This is a genomic window from Streptomonospora litoralis (assembly GCF_004323735.1).
GTDB lineage: Bacteria > Actinomycetota > Actinomycetes > Streptosporangiales > Streptosporangiaceae > Streptomonospora > Streptomonospora litoralis.
The window spans coordinates 907482-934156 of sequence record NZ_CP036455.1 but is presented as its reverse complement, the minus strand read 5'-3'; the positions used below and the strand labels follow the sequence as shown (position 1 = coordinate 934156).

18 protein-coding genes are annotated in these 26675 nt (G+C 73.5%); 8 read left to right on the top strand and 10 right to left on the bottom strand.

What is annotated here, in order from left to right; all coding sequences use genetic code 11:
• Positions 1-9: 9 nt before the first annotated feature.
• The 5 genes from EKD16_RS04035 (at position 10) to EKD16_RS04015 (ending at position 8376) form a co-directional block, all read left to right on the top strand.
• A complete protein-coding gene (locus EKD16_RS04035; RefSeq protein ID WP_131097161.1) occupies positions 10-2580 on the top strand; it encodes a sensor histidine kinase in 2571 nt (856 codons plus the stop codon).
• 10 nt (positions 2581-2590) lie between these two features.
• Positions 2591-3247: a response regulator gene (locus EKD16_RS04030; RefSeq protein ID WP_131097160.1), complete on the top strand. Its 657-nt coding sequence runs from the start codon at positions 2591-2593 to the stop codon at positions 3245-3247.
• Positions 3248-4649: 1402 nt separating this feature from the next.
• Positions 4650-5504: an alpha/beta hydrolase gene (locus EKD16_RS04025; RefSeq protein WP_131097159.1), complete on the top strand. Its 855-nt coding sequence runs from the start codon at positions 4650-4652 to the stop codon at positions 5502-5504.
• A 185-nt stretch (positions 5505-5689) separates the two neighbouring features.
• Positions 5690-6886 carry an acyltransferase family protein gene (locus EKD16_RS04020; RefSeq protein WP_131101992.1) on the top strand — a complete coding sequence of 399 codons (1197 nt, stop codon included), beginning with the start codon at positions 5690-5692 and terminating at the stop codon, positions 6884-6886.
• A gap of 764 nt (positions 6887-7650) precedes the next feature.
• Positions 7651-8376: a type III PLP-dependent enzyme domain-containing protein gene (locus tag EKD16_RS04015; RefSeq protein WP_131097158.1), complete on the top strand. Its 726-nt coding sequence runs from the start codon at positions 7651-7653 to the stop codon at positions 8374-8376.
• An 88-nt stretch (positions 8377-8464) separates the two neighbouring features.
• Here the strand turns inward: EKD16_RS04015 and EKD16_RS04010 are convergent, their stop codons facing one another.
• The 3 genes from EKD16_RS04010 to EKD16_RS04000 all read right to left on the bottom strand — a co-directional run bounded on the left by EKD16_RS04010 (position 8465) and on the right by EKD16_RS04000 (position 16596).
• Positions 8465-9343 (bottom strand): alpha/beta fold hydrolase, encoded by an 879-nt coding sequence (locus tag EKD16_RS04010; RefSeq protein ID WP_131097157.1) that lies wholly within the window; start codon positions 9341-9343, stop codon positions 8465-8467.
• A 243-nt stretch (positions 9344-9586) separates the two neighbouring features.
• Positions 9587-13111: an ATP-dependent helicase gene (locus EKD16_RS04005; RefSeq protein WP_131101990.1), complete on the bottom strand. Its 3525-nt coding sequence runs from the start codon at positions 13109-13111 to the stop codon at positions 9587-9589.
• An 86-nt stretch (positions 13112-13197) separates the two neighbouring features.
• Positions 13198-16596 carry an ATP-dependent helicase gene (locus tag EKD16_RS04000; RefSeq protein WP_394347338.1) on the bottom strand — a complete coding sequence of 1133 codons (3399 nt, stop codon included), beginning with the start codon at positions 16594-16596 and terminating at the stop codon, positions 13198-13200.
• A 188-nt stretch (positions 16597-16784) separates the two neighbouring features.
• Between EKD16_RS04000 and EKD16_RS03995 the strand changes: the two genes are divergently transcribed.
• The 3 genes from EKD16_RS03995 (at position 16785) to EKD16_RS25185 (ending at position 19012) form a co-directional block, all read left to right on the top strand.
• Positions 16785-17543 (top strand): aminoglycoside adenylyltransferase family protein, encoded by a 759-nt coding sequence (locus tag EKD16_RS03995; RefSeq protein ID WP_131097155.1) that lies wholly within the window; start codon positions 16785-16787, stop codon positions 17541-17543.
• Between the two features lie 324 nt (positions 17544-17867).
• Positions 17868-18539 carry a helix-turn-helix transcriptional regulator gene (locus EKD16_RS03990; RefSeq protein ID WP_131097154.1) on the top strand — a complete coding sequence of 224 codons (672 nt, stop codon included), beginning with the start codon at positions 17868-17870 and terminating at the stop codon, positions 18537-18539.
• A gap of 296 nt (positions 18540-18835) precedes the next feature.
• The gene (locus EKD16_RS25185) at positions 18836-19012 is read left to right on the top strand and encodes a hypothetical protein (RefSeq protein WP_165498487.1); all 177 of its coding nucleotides are present in this window, start codon (positions 18836-18838) and stop codon (positions 19010-19012) included.
• A 283-nt stretch (positions 19013-19295) separates the two neighbouring features.
• Here EKD16_RS25185 and EKD16_RS03985 read toward each other — a convergent pair whose 3' ends face one another.
• The 7 genes from EKD16_RS03985 to EKD16_RS03955 all read right to left on the bottom strand — a co-directional run bounded on the left by EKD16_RS03985 (position 19296) and on the right by EKD16_RS03955 (position 26666).
• On the bottom strand, positions 19296-20789 hold the full coding sequence (locus tag EKD16_RS03985; protein ID WP_131097153.1) for a condensation domain-containing protein: 1494 nt from the start codon (positions 20787-20789) through the stop codon (positions 19296-19298).
• Complete coding sequence (locus EKD16_RS03980) at positions 20786-22216, bottom strand: MATE family efflux transporter (protein WP_131097152.1); 1431 nt, start codon at positions 22214-22216, stop codon at positions 20786-20788. Before EKD16_RS03980 ends, EKD16_RS03985 begins: the two co-directional genes overlap by 4 nt.
• A gap of 101 nt (positions 22217-22317) precedes the next feature.
• Positions 22318-23484, bottom strand: coding sequence for an acyl-CoA dehydrogenase family protein (locus tag EKD16_RS03975; RefSeq protein WP_131097151.1), 1167 nt, complete (start codon positions 23482-23484; stop codon positions 22318-22320).
• A complete protein-coding gene (locus EKD16_RS03970) occupies positions 23481-24146 on the bottom strand; it encodes a hypothetical protein (protein WP_207391424.1) in 666 nt (221 codons plus the stop codon). Before EKD16_RS03970 ends, EKD16_RS03975 begins: the two co-directional genes overlap by 4 nt.
• On the bottom strand, positions 24143-24925 hold the full coding sequence (locus EKD16_RS03965; RefSeq protein ID WP_131097150.1) for a hypothetical protein: 783 nt from the start codon (positions 24923-24925) through the stop codon (positions 24143-24145). The genes EKD16_RS03970 and EKD16_RS03965 overlap by 4 nt, the downstream gene beginning before the upstream one ends.
• 137 nt (positions 24926-25062) lie before the next feature.
• Positions 25063-25350: a phosphopantetheine-binding protein gene (locus EKD16_RS03960; protein WP_131097149.1), complete on the bottom strand. Its 288-nt coding sequence runs from the start codon at positions 25348-25350 to the stop codon at positions 25063-25065.
• 44 nt (positions 25351-25394) lie between these two features.
• Positions 25395-26666, bottom strand: a complete 1272-nt coding sequence (locus tag EKD16_RS03955) for a type III PLP-dependent enzyme (RefSeq protein ID WP_131097148.1) — start codon at positions 26664-26666, stop codon at positions 25395-25397.
• Between the last annotated feature and the right edge of the window lie 9 nt (positions 26667-26675).

Genomic DNA, 26675 nt, shown 5'->3' with positions numbered 1-26675 from the left:
TGAGCGGAAATGGCCGACGAGGACGAGGCCGCGGGGGGCACGGGCCCCGGGCGGACGGCAGAGGGGCGCGATTCGCGGACGGCGCGTCGGCGCGGTACCGATGTACTGGTAGCCGCTGCGGCCGACGCGCTGCTTCGGCGGCCGCGGGACGTACGGCGGTGGCTGCCCGCCGCGGAACCTGAGCGCGAGGACACCGCCCCACCTCTGCTCGGCGGTGTCTGCGCGGCGATCGCGGCCCGGAACGGGCTCCCCGCTGCCTGGGTGCGGCGGCGGTTCGCGGTCTTCGTCGTGCCGCTGCTGATCTACCCGCTGCTGTGGCTGCTGCGGCTGGCCGAACGCCCCTCGGCCGAGGGGCGGGAGCGCACCGACGGGATCCTCGCCGTCGCCGCGGCCGCGCTCGGCACGGGCGCGGCCTGCGCCGCCCAACTCCCCTCCACCGCCGGATCGTTCTACGCGTCCCTGTTCGGTCTCGCCCTCGGCGCGCCGCTGCTGGCGCTACGGGTCTCGGTGCTGCTGACCTGGCGGCTGATGGCCGCGACGCTGGCGGTGGTCGGGCTGTTGCTCGCGATCGGGGATGCGCCCGGTCTGCCGTTCCCGACGGCCGCCGCCCTGGCCTACCTGCTCGTGCTGTTCCTCGTGGGCACCCAGCACGACGGGTCCACCGTCGCCGCCGTGGGCGTGTGCACCGCGGTGGCGGTGGTCGCGATCACCGCGATCGCTCCGGTCGACGCGGCGGCGGGCCTGTGGTGCACGACCGCGGCGGCCGCGGCGTTGCTCCTCGGCGACAACGTGCGCATGCGGCGCGCCGACACCGGACGCCTGCGCCCCGAGCCGCCCGCCGCGCGCCCCCGAAGCGTCGGCGCCCCGCGCGCCCCCGTCGCGCGGATCTCGGCCGACGCCGCTGCCGGCGCCGAAACTCCTGCCCTGACCGGCGAAACGGACGGCCGCGGCGATCCGCGCGGCCTCGGCGCCGAGGACTCCGCCGCCGACCACAACGGGAACCGCGTCCCCGGCCCGAGGACCGTGGTCCGCGCCGTTCTGGATGCGCTGTGGCGCACTCCGGGCGGCCGCCCCCAGGGCCCGCTGCGGCTGTTCCACGGTCCGATCCGCCCTCTGCACGGCCGGATCATCGGGGGCGTGTGCGCAGGGCTGGGGCGGGGCTCCGAGCTGATGACCATCACGCTGCGTATCCTCTTCCCGATCGTCTCGTTCCCCCTCGGCGTCGCCGCCTACCTGCTGCTGTGGCTGCTGCTGCCCGACGAGCGGGCCGAGACCGGCCAGGCGGAGCCGACCGGCTCCGGGATGGCCGACCGCCCCGTCCCGCCGGTGCAGCCCCGAGAGGTGACGGCCTGGTTCCTGCTGCTCGGTATCAGCACGGGCCTCGCCGCGCTCGTCGCCGCGCAGCTCGTCCAGATGCACCAGGTGGACCCGACGCTGGCGGTCCTACTGGGCGCGGTGATCGGCCTGCCGTTCGCCCTGCTGCCGCTGGCTCCCCTGCTGACCTGGCGGATCATGGCGGCCGGCCTGTTCGTCGGACTCTTCACCGTCAACACGGCCTCGCCGTACCTGCCGACGTACCTGCTGTGGCCGTGGCCCGCGGCAGCCCTGCTCATCCTGCCGATCGTGCTCTACACGGTAGCCGTCAACTACCCGGGGCGGACCACCGTCGGGGTCGGGCTGGTCACCGTCGTCGCCGATATCTTCGCCGCCTACCCCCTCGTCAGGACGCACCCGGGCCAGACCTTCTGGATCGCGGTCGTCGCCGGCGCCGTGCTGCTGTTCGGCTACAACGTCCGCGGCCGCCGCGCCGCGCAGCGGCGGCTGGCCCGGGAGAGCGCGCTGCGCCGCCGCGGCCGCGCCCGGCAGGCGGTGCTGGAGGAGCGCTCCCGCATCGCCCGTGAACTGCACGACGTGGTCTCCCACCACATGTCCATGATCGCCATCCAGGCCGACGCGGCACCGTACAAGTTCCCCGGTCTGGACGCCGGTCCCGCGGCCACGTTCACCACCGTCCGCGACGCGGCCCGCGACGCGCTCGCCGAGATGCGCCGCGTCGTCGGGCTGCTGCGCGAGGAGGACGAGGTCCCCGAGGACGCTCCCCAACCGGGGCTGGCGATGCTGCCCGACCTCGTGGAGAGCGCGCGCCGCGCGTCCATCGACGTCACGCTGGAGGGCGGCCCGGAGGCGGCGCGCGCGGCGGCCCGCGGCCTGCCCGGCGCAGCGGACGTCTCGGCCTACCGGATCGTGCAGGAGTCGCTGAGCAACGCGGGGCGCCACGCCCCCGGAGCGCCGGTCGCCGTCACCGTGTCCCGCACCGCGGCGACGCTCACCGTTCGGGTGGTCAACGGCCCACCGGTCGGCGAAGGCCACGAACAGGGCGGCGGCGAGCGAGGAAGCCCCCATCCCGCGGCGCTCGACTCCGGCGGCCACGGCCTGGTGGGCATGCGCGAACGCACCGCCATGCTCGGCGGCAGCCTGCGGGCCGCGCCCACCGGGGACGGCGGGTTCGACGTCGTCGCCGAGCTTCCCGTAGCTAGCGGCGCGCACGGGCCCGCCGACGACGGCGCCGAACCAGGCTAGGCTGTCCGCCGTGCCCATCACCGTCATCGTCGCCGACGACCAGGACATGGTCCGCGACGGCATCGCCACTCTGCTGGACGCCGCCGAGGACATTTCGGTCGTGGCCCAGGCCGCCGACGGCGGCGAGGCTGTGGCGCTGACGCGCGAGCACCACCCCGACGTGGTGGTCATGGACGTGCGCATGCCCACGATGAGCGGCCTCGCCGCCACCCGCGAGATCGTCGGCGAGACCGGCGAACACGGCCCCCGGGTGCTCATGCTCACAACCTTCGACCTCGACGAGTACGTCTACGAGGCCCTGGGCGCGGGAGCCAGCGGATTCCTGCTCAAGGACGCCACCGTGGACGACCTGCGCTCCGCCGTGCGCGTCGTCGCCGAGGGCGAGGCGCTGCTCGCACCTTCGATCACCCGGAGGCTGATCGCCGACATCGCGGCGCGCCGCCGGGAGAAGATCCACGCCCGCCCCGAGGCCGTCGGGGAGCTGACCCCGCGCGAGGCCGACGTGCTGCGCCAGGTGGCACGCGGCCTGTCCAACGGGGAGATCGCCGAAGAGCTGTTCCTCGCCGAACAGACCGTGAAGACCCACGTCGGCCGCATCCTCACCAAGCTCTCGCTGCGCGACCGCACGCAGGCGGTCGTCTTCGCCTACGAGAACGGGCTCGTTTAAGCCCTGTCGAAGGAGTGCTGGATCGATCCGGCTCCCATGGGCGGGCGGGCCGTGGAGCTCGGGGCCGCTATGCCGACTTGCCCTTGGCCTTGCCCCTGCCGAGCGGCGGGCTGATTGACGGGGAGCAGCGGGCACCGAGGACGGTGGCGGGTCGGCTCCGCTGGGCGGCCTTGTTGGTCTGCCGGATGACGGGCGATCTTGCGGAAAAGCAGCGCCGAGGACGGCGGGGGCTGGGCCCGTGCCCATCGCTTCGGGTGCTCGCCGGTGGTCCGCGCGACGAGGGCGGCGACGGCAGCGGTGGGGCCGAGTTCGCAGGTGTCGGTACCGGTGGCCGGTAGTGGCCCGCCCGGCGAGGGGCGGTGCGGGTGCCGGGTTCCGGGAAGGGGACCGTGTGTCCGTGATGGCGGCAGGGCGGCGGGACGGTCGTGCCCGTATGACGAAATCCAGCGGCCTTCATTGGGATTTTCGCCACGATCGCCGCGGTCGACTCCGGCACCTCGGACATAGCGGGCGCGGGGACTGGGAAGCGCCGCCGCCGTGTTACGGCCGGGCCCGCGCAGGCCGGAGGCCGCGCGGTGTGGCGCGGTCCTGCCCGAAGAACGGCCCGGTGGCGCGCCGGATCGGAGGTCGGGGGGCGACGACACGTCGCTCGTGGTGCCCGGGCGCGGCCGCCGGGGACTCCACCGCCCGATGGGGTGGACTTTTGGGGTCCTATGACCGATTTGCGGGCGACCTCGGCGGACGCAGCGGCCACGAGACGCACGAAAAGTTGACCCCCGGGACTGTTTTCGCGCCATTCGGTGCGCCTCGTGCGCCCTCGCCGCCGCAGCACGGGCGCGGGCCCACCGGGAACTCGGGCATTAGTGGACAAAACACCCCGCGTTGTTTCGTATCGCGGAATGACAGTGCGAGGGTGGCGCCTCGGAGCGACGCCGAGGCGGATGCCGCCGCACATACGTGCGACTCGTGCCCCCGACCCGGCCGCATGACCGCCGCCGAGAGCCTCGCATCAGGCCCGCCCGACGACCGGGCGGCGCCCCCGGGGCTCGCCCACCCGCAGCCGAGGCAGGTGACCGACGCCGACCACCCCAGGCCCGGCCGGCGTCGTCGCCGCCCCCGCCAACCGCCGCCACCGTCAGGCACCCGACCCGACAACCGCGGAGCCCAGCCCACCGCCGACCTCGCCGCCGCCTTTCCCCGCAGGCCACCCGCCGCCCGGCAGACCAACAAGGCCGCACAGCAGGCCGGCGTTCTTAAACACGGCTTAGTTAGCGGCGGGGCCGCGTACCGCAGCCCCGAGCACAGTCGCACCGTCGAATGCGCATAGCCCGCAAGGGGTAGGCGCGGATTCGCTCTCGGCGGCGACGCGGATCCGGCAGCCCGCTCCCTAGCGTCATGACCCATGACGCGACGGTTACCGGTTCTGCTCCTCGGCGCGCTGCTGGCCGCTGTCGGCCTGGGATGCGGCGGGCGCCCCTATACGGCGGCGGAGACCGCGGCACCCGTGCCGCCGCTGAACTACGCCGAGACGACGGTGGACGGGCACCGCCTGCTGGCCGACGACCCCGCCGGCAGCGGACGCGTGGTGGAGGTCCTGGGCGGCCTCGACAACGCGGAGCACGTGGCCGTGGTCGTCCCCGGGTCGGGCCAGACACGCGCGAACTTTCGCGCGAGCGGCGCCCATCCCGGCGCGGTACCGCTGGCCAACGGCCGCGCCCTGCACGCGGAGATGCGCGAACGCGCGCCCGGCCGGAAGACCGCCGTCGTCGTGTGGCTGGGCTACCTCCCACCGCAGGGGTACGGCCCCGAGCTGGCCCACCTCGGCGCGGCCGAGCAGGGCGCGGACGCGCTGGTCCGCTTCACCCGGGATGTGCTGCCCGCCGACGCCCACGTGACCCTGGCCTGCCACAGCTATGGAACGGCCGTGTGCGGGCTTGCGGCGACGCGGCCGGGCGTGGCCGGGGACGTCGTCGCGCTGGCCAGCCCCGGGATGGGCGTCGCCGATGCCGACGCGATCCGCGCGCGGGTCTGGACGACCCGGGCGCCCGGCGACTGGATCGCGTGGGTGCCCAGCCTCCGCATCGGACCGCTCGGGTTGGGCGGCGACCCGATGAACCCCGACTTCGGCGCGACCCGCTTCGCCGCCGGCGACATCAGCGGGCACACCCGTTACTACCACCCGGGCAGCGCCGCCCTGGCGGGCACAGCCTCCATCTCGCTCGGCGAAGGCGACGCAGTCGCCGGGGACCGGCCGTGACGGACGCCGCGGACACCGGCGCATCGCCGTCGGGAACGCCCGCAGGCGGCGGAGCCGACGCCGAGTCGGCAGCCGACCGGAATCAGACTCACCGCCCCGCCGTCTCCGGGCCGCCGGAAGGTCGTCGGCCTGCGCGTGCCCGGCCGCGCGCTCCGGGCGCGGCCGTCCGCTCAGCGGCCGCGCGGATCGACCGGGCGACTCCGGCCTCACGCGAACGGGCCGTCGACGGGATACGCGCCGTGGCCGTCTGCGGTGTCGTGCTGGGCCACTGGCTGGTTACCGGGCTGGTGCGAGGCGAGGACGGCGGCCTGCGCACCGCCAGTCCGCTCCAGTCGATGCCCGACCTCGCCGCGGCGAGCTGGCTGCTGAACACGCTCGCGCTGTTCTTCTTCGTCGGGGGCTGCGTCGCGGCGCGCGGCCGCAGGCGCTCACGCGAGCGCGGCGAGCGCTACGGGCACTGGCTGCGCGTCCGGCTGGCGCGGCTCGCACGGCCGGTGCTGCTGGTGGCGGCGGTGTGGGGCGCGGCGCTCGTCCTCGGCGCGCTCCTCGGCATCCCGGCGGAGACGCTGCGCACGGGTGCTCTGCTGACCCTGCAACCGCTGTGGTTCATCGTCGTCTACGCGGCGGTGACGGCACTGACTCCGCTGGCGGAGGCCGCCGACCGGCGCTGGGGTGCCGCGGCGGCGCTGCTGCCGGCGGCGGCGGTCGCGGCGGTCGATCTGACGCGGTACGGGCCGTGGGATCGGGATCCGGTGTTCGCGGAACAACTCGCCTACGCCAACGTCCTCACCGCGTGGCTGTTCGCGCACCAGCTCGGCGTGAGCTGGAACAGCGGGCGCCTCTCGCCCTCCACGGGGCTTGCGCTGCTGCTCGGCGGGGCGGCGGGGCTGCTCGCGCTCGTGCACTTCGGCTACCCGGTGAGCGCGGTCGGGGTGCCCGGCGCCGAGCGGTCCAACGCCGCGCCGCCGTCGCTGCTGATCCCCGCGCTGGCCGCGGCCCAGATCGGTGCCGCGGTGCTGCTGCGCGCACCGCTGGAGCGGCTGCTGAGCCGCCCGGCGCCGTGGGCCGCGGTCGCGGGCCTGAACCTGTGCGCGCTGACGGTGTTCTGCTGGCACCTGACCGCCCTGGTGCTGGTGGCCGCCGCCGGCGCGCAGCTCGGCACGATCCCCGGTCTTACCGACGCGCCCGACCACCCCGCCTGGGCGGCGGCCCGCCTGGCATGGCTGCTGCCGATCGCCGCGGTACTGGCAGCTATCACCGCTGCGGCCCGCCGCTTCGAGGACCCGTGGTCGCGCGGTGCCCTGCGCCGTTCGGCCGTACGCGCCGCGGTCGCCCTGGCAGCGGTCGGCTTCGTCGCGGCAGCGTCGACCCTGCTCCAGTAGTACTACGTCGAGTCACCGAGTTCCGCGCGCCGATCCACCCGGCTCGCTGTCGCCTGCGGCGGCGCCCGCGCTGCGCTGCGCGGCCCTGGCACCGGTTGAGGCCGACCCCCGGGTCTTCGCGGCGATAATCCCAGGGCTCGGGCCGATCCGTGGGATTTTCGCCGCGGAGGTTCCCCCGGAAACCGGCATAGCGGATAAACGGACTCCGGATCACCTGCCGAGAGGTCTCCAGGGCCACGTCGGCGCCGAAAGCCCCCGGACCATGCCCGGCGCGCCGTCGGGCGCGCAACCGGTGAGCCACCCGGACCGATGGCACGGGCTCCACCCCCGCCGCCGTTGCCGCCGCTTCCGTCGTTCAAGCAGCCCGCCGCCCGGCAAGCGACAAGGCCGCCCAGCGGACCCGGGCCGCCTTGACCACCGACCGGGTCCAGTGCCCGCGGAGCCGCACCCGGAGGCCGCGGCAACGGGGCACGGACCGGCGAAGCGCGTGCGCCGGCTTGCCGCCAAGCGCATCGGGCCGCTGCCACGCCCGCCCACGGCTCTGGTCGCGACCGCGGCGGGAACCGTCGCGATCACCCGTGCCCGGTTGTCGCCTTGCCACAACCGGCCACCGCGCAACGGCCGTGTCCGCGTTCACCTGCATGGACGTCCGTCCCCCGGGGTCCGCAGCCGGTACCGGCTGCGCCCCGAGTCCGGGAACGGCGTACACACCGCCGCTCCCCGGTGGGTAGTAAGGCTCCAGCGAACGGCGCTAGGAGTCCCCCATGATCGAATTGCCGAAGCGCGTCCACGAGTTCGTCCACCGAACCGGTTCCGGGCTGTTCCCCCTCCGTGTCTACGACCTCCCCTGCATCGCGGACCAGGCCCACCGGCTCCGCGCGTCGCTCCCTCCTGGGACCGACCTGCGGATTCCGGTACGCGCTCCCCGTTCCGAACTCCTGACGGTCCTCGCCGGACACACCTCGGGGTTCGACGTGCACCGCAGCGAAGACCTGCGCACCGTACGGCGCGCGTGTCCCGGCACGCGTATCTCGCTGTGCGGCCCGGGCAAGAGCGGCGACGAGATCCGCCGACCTCCGGCATGGACGCGGCCGCTCCGGTGGAGTGCGCCGACATCCTCGCCTCCGCCTCGCGGCTCCGGCTGCGCGGCTTCAGCGTCGCGGCCCCGACCGTCGGCGGCCCGGCGGAGCCGGACCGCCGCGTACGGCCGGGCGTTCGCCGTGGTGGACGGCGGGGAGGCGCTGGGGCGCAACGCGGGATCGCCGGCCGCCTTCGCCGTGGCTTCGACCGATCGGACGTGGTCCCTGCCGTGGCCGCGGCCGGAGCTCGCCGCGGAACTGGTGACGGTGGCCTGCCGCGAGGGCTCGGACCAGCGGATCCTGGTCCACGACGCCGTCGTGGACCACCTGCGTGTGGACGACGTGCTCGCGTTTCCCGCCGAGTCCGGCATGTCCCCGACGGCGCTGCCGACCCGCTGCGTCGAGGGCTGAGGCGTCTCCCCGGCCGGTTCCTGCGCGGGTGCGTGGCAACGACCGCGGCCACGCACCCGCGCACCGAGGCCGACCGGGCGACCGCGCATCAACTCTCCGACAGCACCTTCCGCAGCGCCGCAGCGAACGCCTCCGGCTTCCCCTCCATGCCGAACTCCCCGCCCAGGTAGCCGCCGTGGTGACTGGGGAAGACGACCAGCTCGGTTCCCAGCCGCTTGGCGACCCCGGCCGCAGCTCGCCCGGTCATCTCGTCGGCGGATTCCTCGCCCGCCGCGATGACGACCCGGCCGGGGGCGGCAGCCAGGGCGCCGAAGTCGAGCCGGTAGGCGGAGCAGGTCCGCATGTTCTGCCCCAGCAGGGGATCGTCGCGCGAGCCGTCGTCCTCGGTGGGCAGCCCGTACGCCGCAGGGTCCGGAGCGGGCTCGTCGAGGTAGCTGTCGGGTAGGGGGCCCGTCTGCTGGGTGAGCTTGATGAATTTCGCCATCGCGGGCCCCATGCCCCGGCTCTGGTACGTGTCGTGGATGTCCCGGCTCACGGCCTCCACCTGCTCGCGGTCCGGCAGGACCTCGGCTGTCGGCGGCTCGTGGGCCACCAAGGTTCGCACCCGCTGGGGGTGTCGGGACACCAATACCAGCGAGTTGACCGCTCCACCGCTGCTGCCGAACAGATCGACGCGGTCGACGCCGAGCGCCTCGATCACCCGGCGCAGGTCGTCGGCGTGCTCCTCGGGCGTGGTCTCCGAAGCGCCGTCGGTGCGGACGCTGCGTCCGGCTCCGCGGGGGTCGTAGGTCACGACCGGCCGGTCGGCGAAGTGTCCCGCCAGCGTCGCGAAACCGCTCGCGTCCATCGGCGAGCCCACCAGCATGAGAACGGGCCGCGCCGCGTCGGCGTCGGAAAGGTCGCCGCGGACGTCGTAGTGGATGGTCGCGCCGGGTGCGTCCACCGTGCGGGTCTGGAGATCGGACATGGTGTCGCTCCTTCGGGGTCGGGTCCGGCTTCGGCGGATTCAGGGTTGAGACCGGGGCCGGCCCCGGAACTCATCGGTCGCGGGGCGCCCGAATCACGAGGAGTTCCAGTCGCCGCACTTTCGGGGGAGCCCACTCGTCCAACGCGCGGAAATCACCAAAGCCGGGCCGTTCTTTGGCGAAAACCACGTGCTCGGTGAGTCGCCATCTGAGCAAGATCATCGCCGGGCGTTCTTAAACACGACTCAGGCCTCCGGCAGGTCCTCCAGCAGTGCGGCCAGGCCCTCGGCGTCGAGGAGGTCGGCGGGGCGGACGGTTTCCTCCGCGCGCACGTAGTGGAAGGCCGCCCGGACACTGTCGAGCGGCACCCCGGCGAGCTCCGCCCAGGCGACACGGTAGGCCGCCAGCTGGACGGCGACCGCGCGGCGCTCGGCGGCCGTCTGGGGTGGTCGGCCGGTTTTCCAGTCGACGACGTCGTAGGTGCCGCTTCCCTCGTCGTGGAAGACCGCGTCCATCCGCCCGCGCACCAGGCGGTCGCCGATGATCGTCTCGAACGGGACCTCCACGTCCAGGGGGGTCCGCGCGCCCCACTCGCCTTCGTCGAAGCGGCGCTGCATCTCGGCCAGGTCCTCGTCGGCCCCGGCGCCGTCGTCGGCGGCGCCGGGGAGTTCACCGGGGCCCAGCAGACTCTGCTGTCCGAACCGCTGCTCCAGCCAGGCGTGGAACGCGGTGCCGCGCCGCGTGTGCGGTGCGGGCGGGCGCGGCAGCGGGCGGCGGATCTGGCGGGCCAGTGCGGCGGGGTCACGGGCCAGCGCCACCAGAGAGGAGACCGACAGGTGCGCGGGCAGTTCGACGGGGATTGTGCCGTCGCCGCCGCCCGGCGCGGAGTCGCGGTGCGCCAGAAGCAGGTCGGTGTCTCGGTTCCAACCGTCCAGTCGGCGCCGCATGTGCGCCGGCATCCGGGCGCGGTCGAGCAGCGCGAGCCATCGCTCGCCTACGGTCCCCCCGGCCTCGACGCCGTCGCCGCGGCCCTCCTGCTCTTGGCGCGCCGGCTCGTCCGGGCCGCGATCACCGCCCGGCACCGGCTCGCCGCCAGCCGCCGGCCGACCGCCCTCGACCGGCGCGGCGGCCGCCGATTCCGCGCCTGAACCGGCCTTGGATGCTGTGTCTGTGTCTGTGTCTGTGTCTGTATCTGTATCTGCGCCTGCGGCTGTCTCTCTGTCCGCCTGCGCCGCACTCCGCCGCGCCCGGGCGACCAGTTCGGCCCCCTCCAGGATCTCGCGGTGGCGGCGCGCCGCCGCGTCCTCCTGCTCGTCGGGACGCTGCGGCCACGGAACGGGCGCGGTCTCGGTGGTCTGCGGATTGGCCTCGCCCTCCTCCGGGGGGTCGGCCCAGTCCGCGACGGTTCCGGCGCCCTGTTCGCAGGCCCCCCGGATCTCCTCCAGGAAGTCCGAGGGGCCGCGCCTGCTCGCGCTGCTGTGGCCCCACCAGTGGCCCGAGCACAGCAGGCCGAAGGAGGCGCGCGTAACGGCGACGTAGGCCAGCCGGCGCTCCTCCATGCGGTGCCGGTCCCTGTCGGCGGCGACGAACGCCTTGATGCTCTCCTTGTCGACGTCGGCCAGCTTGGGCAGCCCGTGGGAATCGCCGCGCAGCGGAAACGGCAGCTTCTGCTCCTTTCTGACCCAGCCGCCCGCGTCGCGCGCCTTGGTCGGGAACACCGGCGACCCCGTGCCGCCCGACAGCCCCGGCACGGCGACCAGCGGCCACTGCAGTCCCTTGGCGGCGTGCACGGTCATCAGCTTCACCGAGTCGCTGCCGCCGACCCGCTCACCCGGTTCCAGGCCCTTCTCGGCGTCCTCAGCCGACCGCAGGTAGTTCAGGAACGTGCCCAGCGTCGGGTCCTCGCTGTTGCCGACGAAGCGCACCGCCGCGTCCAGAAACGCGTCGAGGTCGGCGCGCGCGGCCACGGGGTCGCGCCCCGGTCGCGCCGCCACCTCGATGTCCAAGCCCAGGGTGCGCTCGATCTCGGAGATGAGGTCGGGCAGCGGCTGGGACGCGGAGCGCCGCAGGGCGCGCATCTCGTCGCCGAGGTCGGCCAGGCGGCGGTGCCCGGTCCGGGAGTAGCGGTCAGGCGGCCCGGGGTCGTCCAGGGCGTCGACGAGGCTGCCGCTCTCGGCGGTCAGGTCGAGCACGGTGCGGCGCAGCAGGTCCTCGTCGCCGTCGTCGTCCTGCGGCTGCTGCGCCGCGGCGGTGAGGTCGCGCCGCGTCTCCTTGGCGAGTTCGGCGGCCCGCTCGCCCAGCGCGACGAGATCGCGCGGGCCCATGCGCCAGCGGGGGCCGGTCAGCAGCCGCGCCAGCTCGTTGCCGGCAGTGGGGTCGTACAGCACCCGCAGCGTGGCGACGATGTCGCGCACCTCCGGCACCGTCATCAGCCCGCCCAGGCCGACCACCTCGACCGGGATTCGGCGGTCTTCCAGCGCCTCGCGCAGTACGGGGAACTGGGAGCGCTTGCGGCACAGCACCGCCACGTCGCCCCAGCTCAGGCCGCGGCCGCCCTCGCCACTCGGCCACTCGGCGCCGTCGGGGGCAACGTGGGCGGGCCCATCGACGCACTCCGCGATCCGGCCGGCGATCCAGCGGGCCTCCTCGGTCTCGGTGCGGAACAGCCCGCAGTCCACCGTCCCGCGACCGCGACGCGCCGCCCCCGGGTAGAGCACGGGTACATACCCGCTCTCCTCGCGCAGCGGTTCGGAGATCCGCCGGGCGACCTCCAGGACGCGCTCGCCGTTGCGGAAGCTGGTGGCGAGCTTGCGGACGGGGGCCGGGCGCCCCGGCGCCTCGGGGAAGTCGGTGGGGAAGCTCGTCAGGTTGCCCGAACTGGCGCCGCGCCAGCCGTAGATCGATTGGCAGGGGTCGCCCACCGCCGTAACGGGGTGGCCGCCGCCGAAGAGCGCCCGCAGCAGGACCAGTTGGGCGTGGCTGGTGTCCTGGTACTCGTCCAGCAGCACGACCCGGAAGCGGCTCTGCTCGATCAGCCCGACCTCCGCGTGGCGCGTCGCGATGCGGGCCGCCAGCGCGACCTGGTCGCCGTAGTCCATGACCTCGCGGTCCTGCTTGGCCGCGATGTAGCTCTCGACCAGCGGCAGCAGCTGCTCGCGGCGGCGCTGCACCTCGGCCAGGCCGCGGGTGTCGGCCTGCGGCTTGGCGGGCAGTCCCGCCACGGCGCGTTCGATCCAGGAGCCGATGCCGCGCACGTCGTCGGGGGTGCGCAGGTGGTCGGAAAGTTCCCCGGCCAGCTCCAGCACCCGGTCGGTGACTGCGCGCGGCCCGACCGTCACGGCGTCCATCGGCCCGTCGTAGTCGGCGACGATCCGGGCGGCGAGCTGGTAGGACTGGCCCTCGCTGATGAGGCGGGTGGAGGGCTCGACCGCCTCACGCAGCGCGTGGTCGCCGACGAGGCGGGCGGCGTAGGAGTTGTAGGTGGACACCGCCGGGTCGCCGTCGAGGACCTCTTCGGGCACCTGCTCGGTCGCGCGCAGCTGGTCCAGCCGCTTGCGCACCCGCTCGGCCAGTTCCGCGGCCGCCTTGCGGGTGAACGTCAGCCCCAGGACATGCTCGGGGCGGACCAGACCGTTGGCCACCAGCCACACCACGCGGCCGGCCATGGTCTCGCTCTTGCCGGATCCGGCACCGGCGACGACCACGCCGGGCTCCAGCGGCGCGGAGATGACGGCGGCCTGCTCGGCGGTGGGCTCGGGCTGGCCCAGCATGCGCGCCAACTCGGCGGGGCTCAGCCTGCGTCGGGGGGACTCCGCCGCGGCGCCGGCGGCCTCGGCGGTGCTCTGCTCCGCGGCGGTCACACGCGCTTCCCCTCGTCGTGGGCCGGGCAGCTGGAGCGCACTGCGCAGGAGTCGCAGAAGTCGTTGCGCACGGCCTGGAAGCGGGCGCCCGACATGCCTTCGGCGACGCCGCGCACGAGGTCCTCCGACCAGTGCGGGTCGGGGTCCTCGCCGAGCGGCGGCTGGCCCTGGGTGCGGGCGTCGTTCTTGTATGCGGCCTTGCCCACCTGCACGAGCTCGGCGCCGCCGGGTTCGGACAGGCCGAACTCGGCGAACGCCGACTTGAGCACGGCGAGTTGGTACACCCCGAGCTGCGGATGGCGCGCGAGCTCGCCGTCGGCGGGCTTGCTGCTACCGGTCTTGACGTCGACGACCACCGCGCGGCCCTGGGCGTCCTTCTCCAGCCGGTCGACGCGCCCGGTGATCTCGATACCGCCGATGTCGACCTTGAATCCCTCCTCGGTCACGACCAGTTCGCGCTCGCCGGTTTCGTGCCAGGCGATGAGCTTGCGCACCATCTCGTCGGCGCGTTCCCGCTCCTTGCCGGCGAACCACGGGCCACCGAAGTCCAGTTCGGACCAGATGTCGTCCATGCGGCGCCGGATGTCCTCCATCCCGGCGCCGTCGGCGACGAGTACGGCGACGGCGTGCACGATACTCCCCAGCGCCGAGGTCATCTCCATCGAGGATGCTCCGGCGGCGTTCTCCAGCAGCCAGCGCAGCTCGCAGGTCGTGAAGCGCTCGACTTGGGAGGGCGAGACGCGGATGGCGCCGTCGTCGGGGCCCTCCACCAGAGGGCGGTCGTCGGAGACGGGCGTCAGGGCGTACCACTCGCCGGGATCCGCGCCGCGCACCCCCTCGTCGGCGAGGCGGGCGAGGTGGGCCGCCGCGGCGCGGCGCACCGGGTCGGGGCGTTCGGAGTCGGTGACCACCGAACGCAGGTCGGCCACGAGCGCGGACAGCGACAGCCAGCGGCGGCCGGTGCTGACGCGCTCGGGCTCGCCCAGGCCGAGCTCGGTGAGGAAGCGCGACGGGCGCTCTTCGGTGTCGTCGCCGCCCACGGCCGTGACGACCAGGCGGCGGCGGGCGCGGGTGACGGCCACGTAGAAGAGCCGGCGCTCCTCGTCGAGCAGCTTGGAGGCCACGGCGGCGCCCGCGGCGCCGGCCGACGCGGCGGGATCGCCTCCGGGGGGCGCGCCGAAGCCCGCGGCGGTGTCGACGAGCTGCTCGACGCCCAGCAGCGAGCCGCGCAGCCGCAGGTCGGGCCAGTCGCCCTCCTGAACGCCGGCGACCACGGTGAGGTCCCACTCCAGGCCCTTGGACCGGTGTGCGGTGAGGATGCGCACGGCCTCGCCCTCGGGGGCGCGCTCGGCGAGGCTGTCCGCGGGGATCTCCTGGGCCTCCAGGTCCTCCAGGAAGCCCAGCGGAAGACCGGGGGGCAGCCGGTCGCAGTAGCGGGCTGCGCTCTCGAACAGCGCGACGACCGCGTCCAGGTCGCGGTCGGCCGCCGCACCGCGGCGTCCACCGGCCTGGCTGGCGCGCAGCAGCCGCTCGGAGAGGCCGCCGGCCCGCCAGACCTCCCACAGCACGTCCTCGGCCGAGGCGCCGCCGGCGGCGCGGTCGCGGATCAGCCGCAGGTAGCCGGCGATGCGCCGGGCGGGGGCGGCGACGTCGGGATCGACGAGGACGAGCTCGCGGGGGTCGCGCAGCGCGTCGGCGATCAGCGCCGAGGCGGGGCGGTTGCCCCGGGGATGGCCGTGCGCGGGTTCGCCGAGGGGTTCGGCCCCGTCGGCGGCGGCCGTGCCGGCACCGTCACCCGCGCTCGTAGCGGCGGGGTCACCGGATCCGCCGGGCGAGCCTGCCGCACCGGTGTCGGCCCCTCGGGCACCGTCACCGGAGGCCGGCTCCCGGCCGTCGGCTCCGGTCTCGGGCTCCGCGGGAGGCTGGCCCGCCGCCTCTTCGCGCTCCCGGCGCTCGGCGGCGCGGTAGTCCAGGTCGAGGCGGCGCAGTGCACGGGCCAGCCGGCGCAACCGGACCGTGTCGGCCTCGCCGAACTGGCTGGTGAGGAGTTCGTGGGCGGCCGCCTCGTCGATGGTCTCGGGGCGCAGCGCGCAGCGGATCAGCAGCAGCAGCGCGCGCACGATCGGCTCGACGGCCAGTGGCATCTCGTCGCCGCCGACCGCCACGGGGACCCCGGCGGCGGACAGCGCACGGCGCAGCGTCGGCAACTGCCGGGTGGCGGAGCGAACCAGCACCGCCATGCGCGACCACGGAACGCCGTCCATGAGGTGGGCGCGGCGCAGGATGTCGGCGATGACCGCCGCTTCCTGCGCCGGGCTTTCGGCCATCAGCACCTGCGCGTCGCCCGCCGGTGCGGTGCCGGCGGGTTCCAGGGCGCGATGCGCGTTCACCGGCCCGCCGCCGGCGGCGGGGGCCGCGGGCAGGCGCCGGGCGACGCCGCGGGAGGCCGCGAGCAGTCCGGCACCGCTGCGCCGGCACGTGCGCAGCGCGACGACGGGTGCGGGCGCACCGCCGAAGCGGGGGAAACGCTGCGGGAACTCCAGGATGTTGCGCACGTCGGCGCCGCGGAAGCCGTAGACGGACTGGTCGGGGTCGCCGACCGCGACGAGGTCGCGGCCCTCGCCCGCCAGCGCGTGCAGCAGCTCCTCCTGGGCGGGGTCGGTGTCCTGGTACTCGTCGACGAAGACGACCTCGCGGGCCGCGCGCTCGCGGGCCTGGACCTCGGGGTCGGCGAGCAGGTTGGCCGCGACGCGTACCAGCTCGGCGTAGTTGAACGTGGGCACCGGGGCGACGTCGAAACGCCCGATGTAGCGGTCCAGGAAGTCGCCGACGGCGACCCAGTCGTCGCGGCGGTGCTCGCGGCCGAGGCGGTCGAGGTCGGCGGAGTCGAAGCCCCGCTCCTGCGCGCGCATCAGGAAGTCGCGCAGTTCCTCGGCGAATCCGCGGGTCTGCAGCGCGGGGCGCAGCCGCTCGGGCCACATGGCGGCGCCGTCGCCGAACTCCCCCGACAGCAGTTCGCGGACCTCCATCAGCTGCTCCGGCCCCGACAGCAGACGCGGCGGGTGGTCGCCATGGCGGCCGAACTCGCGCCGGATGAGCGCATAGGCGTAGCTGTGGAAGGTGAGCGCAAGCGGCTCGCGGGTGGTGCGGCGCAGTCGCGCGGTAATACGTTCGCGCAGTTCCTGGGCCGCCTTGCGGCTGAAGGTCAGCACCAGGACGTGCGCCGGGTCGACGCCGCGGTTCTCGATGCGGTCGACGACCGCCTCGACGACGGTGGTGGTCTTGCCCGTCCCGGGCCCGGCCAGCACCAGCAGCGGTCCGCCCGGGTGGGCGACGACCCTGCGCTGGTTCTCGTCCAGGCTCGGCGGCTGCGCCTCGGCATGCACACGCCGCACAAGACGGTACGGGGATGAGTTCACCCCTCCTAGTTCACCAGACCCCCATGACAATCCGGGGCGATCCGCGGTATCCGCCGCATCACCGGCCCCGGTGCGCCTTCGCGCGGCGGCGGTCCGCCTGCGGGCGGGCGGTGCCGGCCTCGAATCCGGATGCGTCCGCGCGGCCGATGTCCGAGACTGGCGCTATGGACCAGGTCGGCAGAGTGGCACAGCTGGCCGGCGACGTGCTCGGTAGCGACACTGTGGGCGTCTACCTGCACGGTTCCGCCGTGCTCGGCGGGCTCCGCCCCGCCAGCGATGTGGACCTGCTCGCCGTGGCGCGGCGGTCGATGGACGAGGAGCAGCGCAGAAGGCTGCTGGACGGACTGCTCGCACTCTCCGGCTTCACCGGCGGGCTGCGCCCGGTCGAACTGACCGTGGTCGTCGCCTCCCGGGTGTGCCCGTGGCGCTTCCCGCCGACCGGTGACTTCCTCTACGGCGAGTGGCTGCGCGAGGAGTTCGAGTCCGGCCGCGTGCCCCGGCCCGAACCCATGCCGGACCTGGCCCTACTGGTCACCCTCGTGCTCGCCGGCGATCGCCCTCTCGTCGGCCCTCCGCCGGCGCGGGTGTTCGCCCCCGTCCCGCACGCGGACCTGGTGCGGGCGAGCGTGGCGGGCGTTCCGGAGCTGCTCGGCGAACTCGACAGCGACACCCGCAACGCCGTACTGACGCTCGCGCGCATCTGGACCACGGTCTCCACCGGAGAGGTGAGACCCAAGGACGCCGCCGCCGACTGGGCCCTGGAGCGGCTGCCACAGGAGCACCGCCCTGTGCTCCGGCACGCGCGCGATCTCTACCGGAACCACCGGTACTCCGAGGAGACCTGGAGCGGCGACCTGCGGGCGCGGGTGCACCCGTGCGCCGAGGCGGTGGCCGCCGCGATAGAACGCCTGGTGAACGACTGAAACCACCGCCGGCCCCGCCCCTTCCGCGCGGCATCCCGAAATGATCTTCGCTCCGGAGAACCGAGCGGCGCGACCTCGTCGGCAGCATCCATTCCCGATGAGGAGAATCGATTCGAGACCTCGGCGCCAAAACGAGGGGACACTGCATTGATCGGCGGATATTACAGATTGCATCAAGGCCGACACTAAAATACGCCGCGCTCGCGCATTGGACACTTCTACAATTTCGGATAACATGATCCAGGGCGATATGGGAGCGCTCCCACCTCATCGCTCCAAGAAGAGCGGCCACCTGCATTCGCCGAGAACCGGAGGAGTTCCCCGATGAAGGTCGTGCTATTCATCCGCAGTGATCTCCTGCGCCACGGAATCAACTCCATGGTCAGCGGCATGACGCAGGTGAGTTCGGTGGCCGTGCGCTCCGGGCGATCGCAATTCCTCGACGTGCTCTCCGGCCGCGGCCACGACCTGGTCATCGCCTGCGACGCCGAGCGCCGCCTGATCGATCCGGTGACGCTGGGCGAACTGGACGGACGCCCCTACCTGCTGCAGTTGCTCGGCCCGGGTGCCGCTACCGCCGACCGGTACGGGATCCCGCTGGCGGACGGCTTTCTGGCGCAAGAGGACCTGTCCATGGCGCACCTGGAGGCCGCGCTGCGCCAAGCGCTGTCCCGCGAGCCCTCCATGCCCACTCGGCTCGCCCACGCGCTCATCGACCAGGCCCGCCGGGCGCACTCCGCGGCGCGCGCGCCGCGGTCCGTGCTCACCGACCGGCAGACCGAGGCACTCAAGCTCATGGCCGCCGGACTCACAAACCGTCAGATCGCCGCGCGGTTGAAGATTTCCGAGAACGGAGCCAAACGCCTGGTGAGTAGCGTCATGGCGAAACTCGGCGCGCATAATCGCGCGGCCACCGTCGCCCGAGCCATCACCGAAGGCCTCATCGAGACGGCCCCCACCCAGGCCCAGGGCGGTTTCAAAGTCGGGGGCGGGTGATGGCAGTACTGGTCACAGCCCCGTAGCGATCCTAGAGTAGCCCGCACACACAACAACGGAGCCCGCTGGAAGAACCGGGCCCCCACCTCTTTGCCCTCCAAGGCCCCCGTTGCGCCCCGGTCTGCCATGGAACAGGCGCCGGTGGTGGAAGCCACCCGCGAGGGCGCTGACCGCACCGAGAATCGTGCTTCCCCACGCCCGTCAGGTGGTGCGCACGGCCGGACGCGCCACAGCCTCGGAGCCGGCGTTCCTGGTGCGCGGGCACTGGGGCATCGGTGCGCCACCACATCCGCGATGTGAGCTCGGGCGAGGACGCCTCGCGAGGGTGCACGGGCAACGCTCCGCAGAACATGGCGCTGCTGCGTGGTGCGGCGATCGAGGTGCTGGGCGGGCTACCGGGGGTCGCGAGCATTCCTGCGGCGTACCGGTGGGCGAACTACGCGTTCATCGCACGTCCGCTCTACCTTCTCTAGACCTCCTGACCAGCCGCGACGCAAGCCAGCTCAGCGGATGAAATCACCCAGGCCCACTAGCATTTCAGTCGGCCGCCGATGCACACAATTCTAAACACGGAATTCACTAGAAACTGGAAACCTTTCTTCCGGATGCATGGCTGCACTGCCGACCGGGCCGCCGCACATTTCACCGTCGGCCCGCAGCCCGGCCGCGGGTGGTGGGGCCGCACCAGCCGCTGGGGGGCAGCACGGCCCGACTGCACGAGGGAGCCGGACCGATACGGCCCTGCCCTTACGCGGCCTATCCCGGCGTGCCGCGGGTCCGCCACGACGCGCTCCGCCGGCCGTCTCCGGGGTCCTCGGCGCGGTCGGCGTCGCTGGGCTCGACTGCGGCGAGCGATGCCACTTCGGCGGCGGACAAATCCCTGTCGGACGCCTCCACCAGCAGCCTCTCCACCGCCAGCAGCATCCGCCTGGCCAGCCCCGGTGGCACCTGGGCCGTATCGACGTACATGCACAGGCGCATCAGTCCGGTCCGGCCGGGATGGTCGAAGACCTCGACGAAGACGCTCAGCGCGTCGTGCTCGACGCGCTCCTCCCAGCGGAACTCGGTTTCGGCCTGTGCCGCGCGGATATCGGCGGAGTCCGCTGCGGCCGCGTTCGGACCGGGCGCGTGGTCGGCGCGGGTGTCGTTGAAGTAGCAGTCGGCGTCGACGGTCTCGCCGCGGGATCTCTCGACCTCCGCCAGCACGTCGGCCGCGCGGGCGAGGTCGAACTGCGCTGCCCGGTAGGCGCGCATCGTCCGCGACCACGTCGCGGTGAGAAGCTCGGTGAATCCGAGTCCGCCGACCCGCAGTACCGCGGGCACGTTCTGCACGACCGTGCCGACGACTGCGCGCTGGTCCGCTGCGTGACGATTGCGGGAGATGAGCTGCAGGCCGATACCGGACCGGCCCGCGCTGTGGGCTAGCACGGCCGACGCGGCGGCGAGCAGGACGACGGTGGTACCGGTTCGCCGGCGCGCCGCGATCGCACCAGCGGCCATCGGAATCGCCCGGGAAACGATCCCGCCGCGCCAGTAGCGCTGCGGCATGGGCTCGGCGGGCGGTCCGAACAGGCGGGCGGGGAACGCGGCGTATTCCTCGCGGATGCGGCGCAACGCACTGGCCTCGACCCGGCGGCCGTCCGCCGACTGCTCGTACAGCGCCTGGTCGAAGGGCTGCCGGCCCTCGGGAGGCGGCGGCGCCGGCCGTCCGCTCGCGGCCGACTCGGCCAGAGCGGCGAGGTCGGCCATCAGCAGCCGGACTCCGGCCAGATCCGCCGCGATCTTCGGCACGGCCAGCGAAACGCCCCCCGGAACGCCGCGGTGGCAGAAGACGACCGGGCGCACCAGCGGATCGGCGGAGACGTCGAAGACGGTGCCGAGCAAGCGCTCCTCTTCGGCAGCCACCAGCGACAGCACCTCGTCGAGGGCGCTGTCCGGCAGTTCGACGACCTCGATGCGCAGCTCGCACGAGTCCGCCACGCGCTGGACGAGCGCGCCGTCGGACCCGGGTCCGACGGTCGTGCGCAGCGACTCGTGGCGCTGGACCAGCGCGACGACGACGTCGAGCGCCGCATCCAGGTCCAGCCCTTCCGGCAGCCGGATGCCGCCGCCGTCGTTGTAGGGTTTGCCGGCCGCGGCGCGGTGCATGTCCCGGTAGACCTGGCGCTGCCCCCAAGTGAGAGGGGCGCGGTCGGGCCGCCCCGGTGCGGGGACGGTGCGGGTGTGGACAGTTCGGGTGTCGGCGTTCACTGGTCGGACTCCGTTCTCGCATCTGCCATGGGGGCGGGCGCAGTGTCCCCGCCGACGGCCGGGGCGGCCGCGGCGGCCGCGGCGGTGCGCTCGCGCAACCGGCGCAAGACGAGGGGGACGACCGCCACCGCGCAGGTGGGGCCGATCACATTGCCCACGGCCAGCGTCCAGTACAGCCCATCGGGATCGCCCATACGCGCGCTGACATGCGCACCGACCACCACCAGCGCGGCGAAATAGGCGATGTTCAGGGTGAGGGCCGAAAAGCCCATGCCGACCTGTTCCATGATGGTGAACAGCGTCAGCAGGCTTCCCATGAGCACGTAAGTGAGGCCGACGATGGCGAAGAAGCGCGCGGTCTCAGCGGCCATCGCGGGATTGGCACTGGCCACGGCGCCGATGAGGTCGGCCCCCGACCACACGGCCAGGGCGATCGCGGCGTAGACCACCACGGCCGCCTCCATACCGGCTCGGAGCGTACGGCCGTGCCGGGCGCCGCGGCCGGCACCGACATTCTGGTTGAGCAGGATCGCGGTGGCGGTGCCGAGCGCGATCGCCGGCTGCAGAAGGACTCCCTGGAAGGTATTGGCCGCGGCGAAACCCGCCACCGCCTCGGGCCCATAGGGACCGATCACGCTCAGCTGCGCCGTGGTGAAACCGGTCAGCAGCAGATGCGTCCCCGCCACGGGCACGCCCACCCGCAGCAGCCAGCGGGCGGGCTCGGCACTGAGAGGCAGCATCCAGGCGGCGCCGCCCAGTCCCTCGCGCCGCAGCAGCACCAGCCCTACGGCCGCTGCGCACACGCTGGAGACCGCGATGCTCGCCGGGAGGCTCATCGGCCCCATGCCCGCCCACAGACCGACCACGACCACACCGGCGGTCTCCAGTACCGCCAGGGTGGCCACGACCGCCATCGCCGCCTGTGCCCGCCCGATCCCTCGCAGCGCCGAGGCGCACACGGCCGGGCCGAACTGGAGCACCAGGGCGGCCGACGTCCAGCGCGCGAAGGCGAGGAACTCGGCCCGGGCCGCCTCCTCGACGTGGAGCAGGTCGGCGAACAGGGGTGCGGCCGCGGCGAGCGCCGCGACGAGCACGATTCCCCCGCCGAAGGCGATGCGCGCCGTGTTGACCGTCGTGGCGACGACGTCAGTGCGCCGCTTTGCCCCATGGGCCACCGCGACGGCTACCTGGTTGCTCATGTCCACGGCGACGACGAACGCAACGAAGAGCTGGGACATCGGCAGGAAGAGCGAGCGCAGGTAGACGGCCTCGTCGCTCATCCGTCCCATCAGGGCAAGCACCACGAACGGCAGGAAGACGTTGACCAGGTTGGCGACGATGATGGGCGCGCCCAGGCGCAGTACTGCACGACGGGTGCTCGGCCGGGCCGGGGCACCGGCGTCGGAGTCGGAGTCGGACGCTGTCAACTCATACCTTCCCTCTTCGTTCTCCGCCCGCGGACCGGCGGCTCACTCCCGGCCTCCAGGCGTACCGCCCGCAGACACCGGGGGCGCTTCCGGTCGGCGCGCTAGGCGGCGCTCAACCGCCCGCGCACGACTCCTTGGAACACGTTGAGCCGGTGCACGTTGCGCGTTCCTTCCATGAACTCGACGGCGCGGGCGTCGCGCGCGTACCGGTCCAGCGCGGGATGGTCGATCCGCGCGCCCGGCCCGAGGAGGACGAGCGCCTCGGCGGTGGCCTCCTCGGCGAGTCGGCAGGCGCGGTACTTGGCGGCCGAAGCGCGGTGTCCGGCGTCCTCGCGGTCGGCGTCATAGGCCCGTGCCGCGTCCAGCGCCATCAGACGGGCCGCGTCGACGCGGCGCCCCATCGCCCGCACTCGCTCCGTGCTGTCGACGGGCAGTTCCTCCCGGTGCTGCGTGAGGTAGGTGTGCGCGGCTCTTGCGATCCCCACCGCCATTGCCGCCACGCCCGGCCGGAACCCGTCGAGGAACCGCAGGGCGCTCCAGATGCCGCGCCGGCTGGCCGGCAGGTGCCTGCCCAGGACGTCCTCGGCCCGGACGCGGACGCGATCCATCTCCACGGCACAGACCTGGTTGCCGCGCATGCCCAGGGTCGGCAGCGGTGTCGCGGTGAACCCGGGGTCGCCGGTGTCGACGAGGGCCGCGGCTATGCCCAGCGGTCCGGGGCGGGTGCGGGCGATCACCACGCCCAGTCGGGCGCGGGCGGCGTTACCGACGTAGCGCTTGGCGCCGCTCAGCTCGAAGTCGCCACCACCGGCGGGGGCGAGGGTGCTTTCCACGCCCATCGCGTCGGAACCGTGCGCGGGCTCGGTCAGAGCGAAGAAAGTCCAGGTCGGGTACTCCTGGACGCGCCGGAAGAACCGTTGTCGCTGCTCGTCGTCGGCCATCACCTCGACGATGCCGCCGGCCATGGAGGCGCCGGGGGCGGCCAGCAGAATGGCGGGGTCGACGGCCGCCATCTCCTCGGCCATGACGACCCGGTGCACAGCTGTGGTGTGACCCGGGACCAGGTCCTCATCGGGTCCTTGGGGCGGCAGCCGGTACTCCGGGGGGACGGCCATGCGGGCTTGGGCGCGAAACGCCGCGGAGCCGAGGTAGTCGGCCACCGACGACGGGTCGCGCTCCAGCCGGGGGGTGATCGGTCCCAGCTCTTCGCTCCAGGCTCGGACGTGCTCGCGCAGGCCGGCCAGGTTGTCGGGGCTCGGTTCGCTCATAGGGCTGCCTCCCGGGTGCGCTGGAAGGGGGCGGGGGTGTAGACGTCGGCCAGCAGCTCGGACGCATACGCCTCCTGGCCCGGTCCGGACTCCAAGACGCTGGACGCACCGAGCAGCCGGCACAGGACGCGGTCGGCCCGGGTGAGTGCTTCGTGCACGTCTTGGAGCACGTCCGGGCCGGCGCCGGCGCCGAGAACGAGTTCCGCCTCCAGCTGGCTGCCGCGGACCTCGGCGAGCTGACCACGGACCATCTGCTGCACAAGAAGCGGCGAGCCTCCCGCGGTCCGTTCGCCCAGGTAGCCCAGGCAGGAAGCGAGAAGCCGCTCCGAGCAGCCCAGGCGCAGCCAGGCCAGGCCCGCTGTCCAGGCAGGCGGCGCCGGGGGGTTTCCTTCGAGCCCCTGTGGGGCCGCCCCAAACGTGAGGGTCCCCCCGTCTAAGCGCAGCTCCGTGGCTGCCTGCGGGACTCCGGGCCGGTCGAGCGCGACCACGTGGCCGCCGGGGCCCTGCGGGATTCCGGCCCCCGCTCCGTCCGACAGCATTCGCAGCGCCGCGCACAGGCCCGCCTCGCGGGCACGCAACCGGACCCCGTCGGGGCTGGCGGGGGCGGTCGGGTCGTGCCCGCCGGTGGCCGCGGACTCCGCAGCGGGCGGTGCCTCGGTCATCGCTCCACCTCCACCGGGTCACCGGACACGGGCTTGTCGAGCGCGACTGCACTCAGGCAGCCGAGCAGGGGTTCGAAGTCGACGAGGACGAGTGGTCGGCCGGTAGCCGCGGCTGGTTCGGGCTCGGCGAGGGCGGCCCAGGTACCGGTGTTGGGCCGACCGGGCGCGGCGGTATGCACTCCGGAATAGTGCCCCGGGATCAGCTCGGGGTCCAGCCCCGCTCCGCATACGATCGCCTCCGGCTCGCGGCCGTCGAGGATCCCGTCGAGCTCCCGGGCGAGGGCCCCTGGCAAGGCGCGCGGGTCCAGACCGGCACGCTGCGCCAGCGTCGTGGCCGTTTCCGGCCCGTCGGCGCCGGGTTCTCCGGCTTCCAGCACGACTGCCGCCGCGGAGTCTCGGACGGGCACGGTCTCTTCCGGCGGCCGGGTGTCGTAGGGCAGCGTGCTCGCCTCCAGCACCACCAATAGCACTCGGCGCAACCCGGCCCCGCGAACCAGGTCGCCGGCGATGCGCAGGGCGGTGTAGGGCGAGGCGGTGCCCTGGTCGGAGACCGCGAACGCCAGGCGCGCCGACGGCAGCGCCGTGCTGAGGGCGAAGGCCGGGGAGGTCGAGCCCAGCTCCGGGGTGCTGTGGGCCACGAGGATGCCGTCCACGTGGCCGAGCGGACCCAGCGCATCCAGCATCGCCCGGGACATGGACGCGTAACTGTTACACAGCGCCGTATAGGGGTCGAAGTCGGGCCGCAGGGCGACACCGGCGAAGGCTGCGATGTCGCGCATATAGGGCAGGCCGGCCGTGTCGAACGGCGCACCGGGACCGAATACGCGGTGCCGGGCCGCGACCGGCCGCAGCGGCGACGACGGGCTTCGCCGCCGCTGCGCGGCTATGAGGGAAGGTGCGTGGCTGAACACGGCCGCTAGCTCTCCAACTGCGCGACGGCGAAGTCGGTCAGGGTGTCCACCGTCTCGAAGTGGTGCTGCTCCAGCCCTTCGGTGTCGAACTCGACCTCCAGCTCCTCCTCCAGGCGCATCAGCAGCTCCAGCACCGTCGTGGAGTCCAGTCCCAGGTCGTCGAAGAGGCGGGTGCCGGCTGTCAGGGAGGCGGGGTCCTGCTTGAGGACCTGGGCGAGGGCATCGATGATGCGGCCGGCGACCCGGTCGCGGGCGGATGCGGCGCTGGAGGGGGCGGGGGCGGTGTCGGTCATCGCGGTGTACTCCTTGAGATGCGGATTGGAAAATCAGGATCGGTTCAGCGTGCGGGGAAGGCGTGCAGGCGCTGTTTGGCGAAGAGGTCGTCCGGGGTATCGCGTTCCCGGATGAGCAGTTCCCGGCCCTCGTGCACCAGGACTTCGGCCGGGTAGCCGTGGCTGAGGAAGAGTCCGGGCGAGGCGCTTGGGCCGTAGGCTCCGGAGCGGCCGACGGCCAGCAGGTCCCCCGGTTTCGGGTCGGGCAGCTCCGCTTTGGTGACCAGGGTGTCGTTGGGCGTGCACAGGGGGCCGGTGACGTTCCAGGGCCGGGTCGGGGCGGCGGGCTCGGCGCCGACGAGGCGGATCGGAAAGTTGCGCTTGACGAAAGAGCCGATTCCCACCGCGGCCATGTGGTGGTGGGTTCCGCCGTCGGATACCGCGAAACTCTCCCCCATGGACTCCTTGACGTAGCGCACACCGACTACGTATTCGCCGGCGGGCGCGGTGAGGTACCGCCCCAACTCCATGATCATCCGGGTCTGCGGCCGGGCGGCGGCGAACTTCTCCAGCACGGGGTTGATCCGCTCGGTTAGTTCGGCCGCGTCGAGGTCGGACTCACCGTGGAAGTAGGCGATGCCCAGGCCGCCACCGATGTCGACGAGCTCAAGGGGGAAGCCCAAGCGCTCGGCGATGCGCTCGGCCATGTCCAGGATCTTCGCGGTGTTCTCCTCCACGACCTCGGACGCGAGGATGCGGGTGCCCATGTAGGCGTGCACGCCCGCGATCCGCAGCGACGGGAACCGGTCGACCAGGTCGGGGGCTTCGTACAGGGCCTGTTCGTCGATCCCGAACTGGCGGGGCTTGCCGCCCATGGTCAACCGCGACCCCTTCACCGAGAAGGCGGGGTTGACCCGCAGGGTCACAGGAGCCCGCTGCCCGCGGTCGGCGGCGATGCGGTCGAGTGACTCCAGTTCGCCGAACGACTCGCACACTACGGCGGCGATCCCCTCGTCCAGGCAGGCGGCGAGCTCCGCTGCGCTCTTGCCGGGCCCGAGGAAGATGATGTCCTCGGGCGCGACGCCCGCGCGGCGGGCGGTGCGCAGCTCGACCAGTGACGAGACCTCGGCACGGGCCCCGTAGGAGTGCAGCAGGGCGCAGACCGAGACGTTGGGGTTGGCCTTGAGCGAGAAGAACATCTCGACGCGCGGGCACAGGGCCTCCCGCAGTCCGCGGTACTGGCGGCCGAAGGAGTCGGCGTCGTAGACGTAGAGCGGGGTGCCGTACTGCGCGGCCAGGCTGCGCAGCCGGTTGTCGTGCGCCGTTTCGTGGGTCATCGGTGTCCT

What these genes read in the sequence shown, in the direction of transcription:
- EKD16_RS04035 (WP_131097161.1), top strand. Translation starts at nt 10, where the DNA reads ATGGCCGACGAGGACGAGGCCGCGGGGGGCACGGGCCCCGGGCGGACG.
- EKD16_RS04025 (WP_131097159.1), top strand. Translation starts at nt 4,650, where the DNA reads ATGACGCGACGGTTACCGGTTCTGCTCCTCGGCGCGCTGCTGGCCGCT.
- EKD16_RS04015 (WP_131097158.1), top strand. Translation starts at nt 7,651, where the DNA reads ATGATCGAATTGCCGAAGCGCGTCCACGAGTTCGTCCACCGAACCGGT.
- EKD16_RS04010 (WP_131097157.1), bottom strand. Translation starts at nt 9,343, where the DNA reads ATGTCCGATCTCCAGACCCGCACGGTGGACGCACCCGGCGCGACCATC.
- EKD16_RS04005 (WP_131101990.1), bottom strand. Translation starts at nt 13,111, where the DNA reads ATGCTGGGCCAGCCCGAGCCCACCGCCGAGCAGGCCGCCGTCATCTCC.
- EKD16_RS03995 (WP_131097155.1), top strand. Translation starts at nt 16,785, where the DNA reads ATGGACCAGGTCGGCAGAGTGGCACAGCTGGCCGGCGACGTGCTCGGT.
- EKD16_RS03990 (WP_131097154.1), top strand. Translation starts at nt 17,868, where the DNA reads ATGAAGGTCGTGCTATTCATCCGCAGTGATCTCCTGCGCCACGGAATC.
- EKD16_RS03975 (WP_131097151.1), bottom strand. Translation starts at nt 23,484, where the DNA reads ATGAGCGAACCGAGCCCCGACAACCTGGCCGGCCTGCGCGAGCACGTC.
- EKD16_RS03970 (WP_207391424.1), bottom strand. Translation starts at nt 24,146, where the DNA reads ATGACCGAGGCACCGCCCGCTGCGGAGTCCGCGGCCACCGGCGGGCAC.
- EKD16_RS03965 (WP_131097150.1), bottom strand. Translation starts at nt 24,925, where the DNA reads ATGCGCGACATCGCAGCCTTCGCCGGTGTCGCCCTGCGGCCCGACTTC.
- EKD16_RS03960 (WP_131097149.1), bottom strand. Translation starts at nt 25,350, where the DNA reads ATGACCGACACCGCCCCCGCCCCCTCCAGCGCCGCATCCGCCCGCGAC.
- EKD16_RS03955 (WP_131097148.1), bottom strand. Translation starts at nt 26,666, where the DNA reads ATGACCCACGAAACGGCGCACGACAACCGGCTGCGCAGCCTGGCCGCG.